Here is an 8,811-nt window from a genome sequence, read left to right as displayed (position 1 = left end):
CTATTTCGCCGGCCTCGGCCTGCCGCTGCCGACACTTGCCGCCTGGGGCACGGGACTGTTCGAACTGATCGCCGGGCTGCTCATCCTGGTCGGTTTCCAGACCCGGATCATAGCGCTTCTGCTCGCTGCCTTCTGTATCGTCGCCGGCTTCATCGGCCATTATGGCCAGGGCGGCGGCGACGCGATGCTCGCCTTCCTGCACCAGCAGATGCTGATGAAGGACATTGCGATATCAGGTGGGTTTGTAGCGCTGGCGATGGCCGGCGCCGGCGCATGGTCGATCGACGGGCGCGGCGCGGTTTGATATTTTTGCGTAGATGGGCCCGAGCTGATCGACCCCACTCCGTCTCGGCTTCGTCGAGTCACCTCTCCCCTGATCGACGGGGTAGAGGAAGGCCGCGAGCCTATTGCCGCCAACGCTCTTCCAACGAGGCTCCCTTCCTTTCCCTCCGGAGGGGAGAAAGGTGGCGCTGCAAAGCAGCGACGGATTGGGGAAAGCCGGTCTACAAACGCGATGCCGCTGACAAGTGGCGCGATTGGTTTGATCTCATATCCGCGTGGGTCAGATATCAGGCTTAGGCCGTGCCCACTTCACCGAGACGCTGGGGCCGCCCTCGACGCCAAGCCAGGTCGACCCCCACTCCGTCTCGGCTTCGCCGAGCCACCTCTCCCCCGATCGACGGGGTAGAGGAAGGGCGCGAGCCTGTTGCCGCCAACGCTCTTCCAACAAGGCTCCCTTCCTTTCCCTCCGGAGGGGGGAAAGGTGGCGCTGCAAAGCAGCGACGGATTGGGGGAAGCCGGTCTACAAACGCGATGCCGCCGGCGAAGTACGACCGGCAGGTCTCCGCTTAAGTCAGATAAGACACGGGTCTGCTAGCAGCTAGCGCCTTATTTCACCGACATGCTGGGGCCACCCTCGACGGCCAGCACCAGCCGGCGGTTGGTGATCCTGGCCAGCTGCGCCAGGCGCCCGGCCGGCCGCTCGCCATAGAGATCGGCCAGCGATGCCGGCAAGACCAGCGCCAGCACGCCGTTGGCGCGCTGTTCCCATTTCAGCCTGGGCATGATGCCGGGCATCGACGCCGTCAGCAGGTAGACGACGCGCATCATGGCGGCGAGGACGCGGGCGCGCTCCAGATAACGCGGCGATGCCAGAGCCTTGATCTCGGGGGCGATGGCTTCGTTGAAGATGCCGTCGTGACGATAGGCGTTGGCCATCGCCAGGAAAGCACGGCCAGGATGGTCGACGCCGAAGAAGGACGCGTGCGCAATGATGTTGAGCGATTGCTTGCCGCGGTATTCGGGATGCGCGCGCCAGCCGATGTCGGCCAGCAATGCGGCCGCGTGGCGGTAGCGCGCCTCGTCCTCGGTCTCGTCGATGCCGAAGGCGGCAAAGGTCTTGGCGGTCCAGTCGACAAGTTCGTGCGCATGGGTGACGGAGCGCGAGCGCAGACGGGCGAGTTCCTCCGAGGCCGAAATCAGCGGATCGGCCTTCTGCTCCGCCTCGTCGAGCAGCGAATAGAGAAAGCCTTCGCGCACGCCGAGCGCCGAGACGATGATCTTCGACGGCTGCATCGCCGCCATGATCTCCTGCAGCACGATGGCGCCATAGGGCAGCAGCGAACGGCGGTTCTTCGAAACGCCTTCGATGCCCTTGACCTTCTCGATCTCGGCCTTGGCCACCTGCTTGAGGAAGTTCGCCGCGCTTTCGGCCGATATCTCGTAATGGTGCATGACGCCAAGCGGATAGTTGGTCATTTCCATGTGCAGCCGGGCAAGATTTCGCCAGGTGCCGCCGACGGCGTAGAAGGGCCTGCCCTGCCCGCCTTTCAACAGCTTGGCCTTCGCCAGTTCGTCACGCGCGATCCTGGCCGCCTGGGCCAGCGAGTTCTTCGCCATGTCTTGCAGGCGCAGGCCGCCCAGCGGCAGCGTGATGCCGTCGCCGATCGCCTCGCCGCTGACATCGACCAGTTCGAGGCTGCCGCCGCCCAGATCGCCGGCGATGCCATCGGCCGGATGGAAACCGGAAATGACGCCGAGCGCGGAATAGTACGCTTCCTGACGACCGCTGATCACTCGGATCTCGGTCTTCAGCACATCCTCGGCGCGGTGGATGAAATCGGGGCCGTTGACCGCCTCGCGGGCCGCCGCGGTCGCCAGCACATACATTTGCTCGGCGCCGGCCTGGTCGGAAAGCGCACGAAAGCGGCGGAACTCTTCCATCGAGCGCGTTACCGCCTCGGGGTCGAGCTTGCCGGTCGAAACGATGCCGCGGCCGAGACCGGCCAGCATCTTTTCGTTGAACAGCATGGTCGGCGAGCGCGCCAGCCCCTCATAGACGACGAGACGGATCGAGTTCGATCCGATGTCGATGATGGACAGCGGTCGGCGGTCCTGCAGCCGGCCCTGAGAATCAGACAGCATCAGCCGGACGCTGCGGCGTTCTTCTTGCGGCGCTTGAACTGCGCGATGCGCTTGGGCGCATGCGACTTCAGCGCGTCACCCCGTCCCGACAGGCTCGGATTGGTCATGAAATATTCCTGCGCGTTGAACGGTTCCTCGCCCTCCTCCAGCACGACGCGCCGGGAGGTTCCATCAGCCAATACGTCGAAACTTTGCTGATTGTCCATAATGTTGCCCAGCATGATCTGGCCAAGGATCTGTTCATGCACAGTTGGATTGGTGATCGGCACCATGGTTTCGACGCGGCGGTCGAGATTACGCGGCATCAGGTCGGCCGAGGAGATGTAGACGATCGCCTCGTCCGACGGCAGGCCGTAACCATTGCCGAAACAATAGATGCGGCTGTGCTCGAGAAAACGGCCGACGATCGATTTTACGCGGATGTTTTCCGACAGGCCCGGAACCTGCGGCCGCAGGCAGCAGATGCCGCGCACGACAAGGTCGATCTCGACGCCGGCGCGGCTGGCATCGTAGAGCGCGTCGATGATGATCGGATCGACGAGGGCGTTCATCTTCATCCAGATGCGCGCCGGTTTGCCTTGCACCGCGTAGGCAATCTCGTCGGCAATGTGCTTCAGGATGCGGCTTCTCAGCGTGAACGGCGAGATCGCCAACCGCATTTCGTCCGTCGGCTCGGCATAGCCGGTGATGAAATTGAACAGCTGGGCGACATCGCGCGCAATCGTCGGATCTGTGGTGAAGAAGGACAGGTCGGTGTAGATGCGCGCGGTGACCGGATGGTAGTTGCCGGTGCCGAGGTGCACGTAGTTGCGCAGCTTGCCGTCCTCGCGCCGCACCACCAGCGACATTTTGGCATGCGTCTTCAGTTCGAGAAAGCCGAACACCACCTGCACGCCGGCCCGCTCCAGGTCGCGCGCCCAGCGGATGTTGGCTTCCTCGTCGAAACGCGCCTTGAGCTCGACCAGTGCGGTGACCGACTTGCCGGCCTCGGCCGCGTCGACCAGCGCGCGCACGATCGGGCTGTCGTTGGAGGTGCGGTAAAGCGTCTGCTTGATCGCCACCACTTCCGGATCGGCCATTGCCTGGCGCAGGAACTGCACCACCACATCGAAGGATTCGTAAGGGTGATGGACGACGATGTCCTTCTCGCGGATGGCGGCGAAACAATCGCCGCCATGTTCGCGGATGCGCTCGGGAAAACGCGGATTGTAGGGCGTGAATTTCAGGTCGTCGCGGGGAACGGCGACGATCTCGGAAATCTGGCTGAGCGCCAATGGACCGGTCAAGACGCTGATGCGGCTCGACGACACGCCAAGCTCGCCGGCGACGAAATCGCGCAATTCGCCAGGCATCAGCCTGTCGAATTCGATGCGGATCACCGATCCGCGCCGACGCCGCTTCAGCGCCGTTTCGAACAGGCGCACGAGGTCCTCGGACTCCTCCTCGACCTCGATATCGCTGTCACGGATGATGCGGAACGTGCCGGAGCCCTTGACCTCGTAGCCGGGGAAGAGCTTGCCGATATAGAGGCCGACAGCCTCTTCCAGCGGGATGAAGCGGACATGATGCTTGCGGTCCGGCAGACGGATGAAGCGCTTCAGCGCCACCGGCAGGCGCAGCAGCGCGCTCATCTCCTCGCCGTTCTTGCGATGGCGCAATTGCAGCGCCATCGAGAAGCCGAGATTGGGGATGAACGGGAACGGATGCGCCGGGTCGATCGACAGCGGGGTCAGCACCGGGAAAACCTGTTCCTGGAAATGGTCTTCCAGCCAGATTTTCTCGTCCTTGGTCAGCGCATCGCGGGTGATGCTCTCGATGCCTTCCTTGTTGAGCAGCACGGTGAGCGCCGAAAGGCTCTTCTGCTGGTCTTCCTGCAGCCGCTCGACCTCACGCAGCAGCTGTTCGAGCTGCTGTTCGGGGGTGCGGCCGTCGGGGCTCTTCAGCGTGATGCCCTCGCGCACCTGGCCGGCAAGACCGGCGACTCGGACCATGAAGAACTCGTCGAGATTGGCGGCCGAGATCGACAGGAAGCGGACGCGCTCCAGCAGCGGATGATTGAGGTTCAGCGACTCCTCGAGAACGCGCCGGTTGAACTGCAGCCAGGAAAACTCGCGGTTGACAAACCGGTCCGGGTTGCCGCCTTCCGGGCGAGCCACCTCGACATCCACGAATTCGTTCTGCACCGGCTTCAGTTCGTTCATGATTCCCGCTCTTCCATACCCGCTCAAGCCGGCTAGCCAGTCACTCTAGCGACCCATGGTCCCTCCCGAAAACCGAAATCGGTTTTCGGGCCATGGGTTAACCGGCTTAACTTATCCTCTGACAGGCTTTTGCGACAGTTTGATTTCATCGAACTTGCAAAGAGGCCTGATATGATCCAGATGCAGACGAGACTGCGTTAAGGAGACGACGATGGCAGGCGGTTCCATTCCCCATTTTCAGAACGATGCGGGCTATCCGGCAATCGACATCGGCGTGAAGGAATTCATGTGCACGGGCGCCAATCCGCCTTTCGACCACCCGCATGTGTTTCTGGACATGGGCGACGACAATGAAAAAGTCTGTCCCTATTGCTCGACGCTCTACCGCTATTCGCCGAAGCTGAAGGCGACGGAAACGCTGCCGGCCGGATGCATCTACATCGAACAGGCCGCCTGAGACTTTCGCGACCAGCCCGATGAACGACACGCGTTCCCGGCAAATTGTCGTCGCCGGGGCCGGTGTCGCCGGATTGACCGCAGCCCTTGCATTCGCCTCGCGCGGCTACGCGGTTCGGGTGTTCGAACAGGCGCAGCGCCTGGAAGCTGCCGGCGCCGGCATCCAGCTCTCTCCAAACGCGACGCGCATCCTTCGCCAGCTCGGCGTGCTCGACCGGCTGCTGCCGGCAGCGGTGCGGCCGCAAGCCGTGGTGTTGAAGAAGGCCGCGACCTTGCGCGAACTGGCGCGCGTGCCGCTGGGGCAAGCCGCCGAAACCCGCTGGCAAGCACCCTATCTCGTCGCGCACAGGGCCGATCTGCAGAGCGCATTGACCGCGCGCCTTGCCGAGGTGCCGGATATCCATCTCACCACCGGCGCCCGCATCGGCGACGTTGCCTCCGGCCCGCATGGCATCACGGCGACGGCCGAGATCGACGGCAAGACCATCGCGGCGGAGGGCTTCCTGCTGGTCGGGGCCGATGGCGTCTGGTCGTCGGTGCGCGCACTTGTCGACTCGGCCAAGGGGTCGGCTTCGCCAAGAAACCATTTCTCCGGCGAACTGGCCTGGCGCGCGACCATCGCAGCCGATAGCGCCGCGGGGCAGAGCTTTGCCGCCATTGGCGCCAGGGACTGCGTCACCACCTTCCTGCATCCCGGCTTCCATATGGTGGCCTATCCCGTCAGCAAGGGTGCGGCCTTCAATCTCGCGGCCTTCACCAGGGGCGACCGCATTGCCGAGGGCTGGTCCGGCAACGCCGACGCCGGGATCCTGACCCGAGCTCTTGCCGGCACTGCGGCAGAACTTGCCCGTCTGGTCGAGCAGGCCGGCCCGTGGACCGCGTGGCCGATCCACACTGTCGACCCGCAACAGCCCTGGACAACACCGAACGGCATGGCGCTGATCGGCGACGCCGCGCATGCGATGACCCCATTCGCGGCGCAAGGTGCGGCCATGGCGATCGAGGATGCGGCGACGCTTGCCGACGCCGTCTACGCCTCCCCTACGAACCCGCTGGCCGCGCTTGCGGTTTGGGAACAGTCGCGGCGGCCGCGTGTCGCGCAGGTCGCCCGACGCGGCGCTGTCAACCGGCTGGCCTGGCATGCCGCAGGGCCGGTGGCGATTGCGCGCAACGTGTTCCTGAAAATGCGCTCGTCGGAAAAACTCGCGGCGGATTTGGACTGGCTCTATGGCTGGCGGGCACCGGAGGCTGACGAAAGCTGAAACCTGCGAAAGGTTGGCGGGACAGAGGGGGTGTGAAGGAACGCGACACTCGCCAATTCGCGGAATGCCCACGCTAATTATACAGCCGCATCGATAGCCCGAGCGATACAGGCAGCGGGTTCCACCAGCCGGTGCGCAGGCCTGCGGTGCGCAAGGCGGTCGCCGTCCAGGTGTTGCAGCCGATCAGTGCGTTGAAATGGCCGTTGGCTTCGTAGAAGCCGTCGAACCTGGAATAGGCCGCGTCCGGAACGAGGATCGGGCCTTCCGGTCCGCGCTGGAAACTCGCATCGATGAAATCGAGCAACGCCGCGAACCGGTCCTCTGTGATGTCGAACCCCGCGATGTCAGGACGCGGTTCGAGGATGTCACCGGCGACATCGACATGCATGACCGACGCGTCGAGGGTCAGTGCCTTCATCACCGGTACCGCCTTCAGCTCGGACCATGTCGGCGTCTCCAGGTAGAAGGCGCGACCGCCCCAGCCGAAGACGATGTAGCGGACCTCCGGCCTGTCGGCCGGTATGCCGGCGTCGACCAGGAAGTGGAAACGCCGGCGCACGGCATCGTCGAACGGGATGGCGATATCGGTGTGGATCGGATTGTTCAGCACCAGGATGTGGCGCGTCGCGGCGGGCATGGCGGCGGCCGCCGGCCACAGCGGCCGCGGCACGAGGGTGCCCGTCGTCACGGCGAGAGCGACGACAATCAACAGAAGGCCTAGAAAACGTCCCAGTCTCTTCATGAAAGGCGGCTCTGCAAAAGCGCTCCAGCGCGACAGGAACGGTCGCCTGTTATCCCATACGCAAAAGAGCCCGGCAGTGTTTCAGCCGGGCTCCTCGCAAACATCGAAAGCCTAGTGCAGGATCTGCGACAGGAACAGCTTCGTGCGCTCATGGCGCGGGTGGTCGAAGAACTCGGCCGGCGTGTTCTGCTCGACGATCTGGCCCTGGTCCATGAAGATCACCCGGTTGGCGACCTTGCGGGCAAAACCCATCTCGTGGGTGACGCACAGCATGGTCATGCCTTCTTCGGCAAGGCCAACCATGGTCTCCAGCACTTCCTTGATCATCTCCGGATCGAGCGCCGAGGTCGGCTCATCGAACAGCATGATGCGCGGGTTCATGCACAGCGAGCGGGCAATCGCCACACGCTGTTGCTGGCCGCCGGAAAGCTGGCCGGGATATTTGTTGGCCTGTTCCGGGATCTTGACGCGCTTGAGGAAATGCATGGCGATTTCCTCGGCCTGCTTCTTCGGCGTCTTGCGCACCCAGATCGGCGCCAGCGTGCAGTTCTCCAGGATGGTCAGATGCGGGAACAGGTTGAAGTGCTGGAACACCATGCCGACCTCGCGGCGCACCTCGTCGATCTTCTTGAGATCGTTGGTCAATTCCTTGCCGTCGACGATGATCTTGCCCTTCTGGTGCTCCTCCAGGCGGTTGATGCAGCGGATCATGGTCGATTTGCCGGAGCCGGAGGGGCCGCAGATGACGATGCGCTCGCCGCGCATCACTTTCAGGTTGATGTCCTTCAGCACATGGAACTCGCCATACCATTTGTGCATGGCGATGATGTCGATGGCGACATCGGTCGTCGAAATCTGCATCTTGGCGGCGTTGACCTTGATCTCTTCTGCGCTGACGGCATTTTCGGTGGCCATGAGAGGGATCCCCTTGTTCTTTTGTTGTTGGTAATGATGCCTGTCGTTACCCCAAAACCGCTATACACTTTTGGGCGACATGCATTCAGCGTTTGTGGCCGGTGTCGAGCCGGCGTTCGGTGTACATTGAATAGCGCGACATGCCGAAGCAGAACAGCCAGAAGACGAAGGCCGCGAAGATCAGGCCAGACCTCGCCGTCTGCGCGGTTGCCCAGTTTGCATCGGAAAAATTCTGTTTGACGATGCCGAGCAGGTCGAACATCGAAATGATGATGACCAGGCTGGTGTCCTTGAACATGCCGATGAAGGTGTTGACGATGCCAGGGATGACCAATTTGAGCGCCTGCGGCATGACGATGAAATACATCTTCTGCCAATAGCCGAGGCCGAGCGAATCGGCACCTTCATACTGGCCCTTGGGGATCGCCTGCAGGCCGCCGCGCACCACTTCGGCCATATAGGCGGCGGCAAACAGCGACACGCCGATCAAAGCGCGCAGGAACTTGTCGAACGAAACGCCCTCCGGCAGGAACAGCGGCAGCATGACGCTGGCGAAGAACAGCACGGTGATCAGCGGGATGCCGCGCACCGTCTCGATGAAGACGACGCACAGCGTCTTGATGATCGGCATCTTGGAACGGCGGCCGAGCGCCAGCACGATGCCGAGCGGCAGCGACACGGCAATGCCGACGAAGGACAGGCTGAGCGTTACCAAGAGCCCGCCCCAAAGCGAGGTCTCGACATGCGGCAGGCCGAACATGCCGCCGACCAGCAGGACGAAGGCGACGATCGGCAGCACGAAGAACAGCAG

At 63.1% G+C, this 8,811-nt stretch carries 8 protein-coding genes; 3 read left to right on the top strand and 5 right to left on the bottom strand.

The window, feature by feature from the left end:
* A partial coding sequence (locus tag EN914_RS14400; protein ID WP_164778740.1) for a DoxX family protein occupies nucleotides 1–304 on the top strand: 304 nt, incomplete at its 5' end.
* 584 nt (nucleotides 305–888) lie between these two features.
* Here EN914_RS14400 and ppx read toward each other — a convergent pair.
* Entirely contained in the window at nucleotides 889–2,424 is a 1,536-nt protein-coding gene (ppx, locus tag EN914_RS14395; RefSeq protein ID WP_024505005.1) for an exopolyphosphatase, read from the bottom strand.
* The gene (locus EN914_RS14390; RefSeq protein ID WP_024505006.1) at nucleotides 2,424–4,625 is read right to left on the bottom strand and encodes an RNA degradosome polyphosphate kinase; all 2,202 of its coding nucleotides are present in this window, start codon (nucleotides 4,623–4,625) and stop codon (nucleotides 2,424–2,426) included. Before EN914_RS14390 ends, ppx begins: the two co-directional genes overlap by 1 nt.
* 211 nt (nucleotides 4,626–4,836) lie before the next feature.
* Between EN914_RS14390 and EN914_RS14385 the strand changes: the two genes are divergently transcribed.
* Entirely contained in the window at nucleotides 4,837–5,082 is a 246-nt protein-coding gene (locus EN914_RS14385; protein WP_013532417.1) for a zinc-finger domain-containing protein, read from the top strand.
* 19 nt (nucleotides 5,083–5,101) lie between these two features.
* On the top strand, nucleotides 5,102–6,343 hold the full coding sequence (locus tag EN914_RS14380; protein ID WP_024505007.1) for an FAD-dependent monooxygenase: 1,242 nt from the start codon (nucleotides 5,102–5,104) through the stop codon (nucleotides 6,341–6,343).
* A gap of 73 nt (nucleotides 6,344–6,416) precedes the next feature.
* Here EN914_RS14380 and EN914_RS14375 read toward each other — a convergent pair whose 3' ends face one another.
* From EN914_RS14375 to EN914_RS14365, 3 genes are all read right to left on the bottom strand, one after another.
* On the bottom strand, nucleotides 6,417–7,085 hold the full coding sequence (locus EN914_RS14375; protein ID WP_024505008.1) for a TIGR02117 family protein: 669 nt from the start codon (nucleotides 7,083–7,085) through the stop codon (nucleotides 6,417–6,419).
* 111 nt (nucleotides 7,086–7,196) lie between these two features.
* Nucleotides 7,197–7,946: an amino acid ABC transporter ATP-binding protein gene (locus EN914_RS14370; protein ID WP_031213892.1), complete on the bottom strand. Its 750-nt coding sequence runs from the start codon at nucleotides 7,944–7,946 to the stop codon at nucleotides 7,197–7,199.
* A gap of 139 nt (nucleotides 7,947–8,085) precedes the next feature.
* The coding region (locus EN914_RS14365; protein ID WP_164778739.1) for an amino acid ABC transporter permease at nucleotides 8,086–8,811 on the bottom strand (726 nt) is incomplete at its 5' end.

This window comes from Mesorhizobium sp. M7A.F.Ca.CA.001.08.2.1, from assembly GCF_003998455.1.
Lineage (GTDB): Bacteria > Pseudomonadota > Alphaproteobacteria > Rhizobiales > Rhizobiaceae > Mesorhizobium > Mesorhizobium ciceri.
This window is presented reverse-complemented; position numbering and strand designations above follow the sequence as displayed.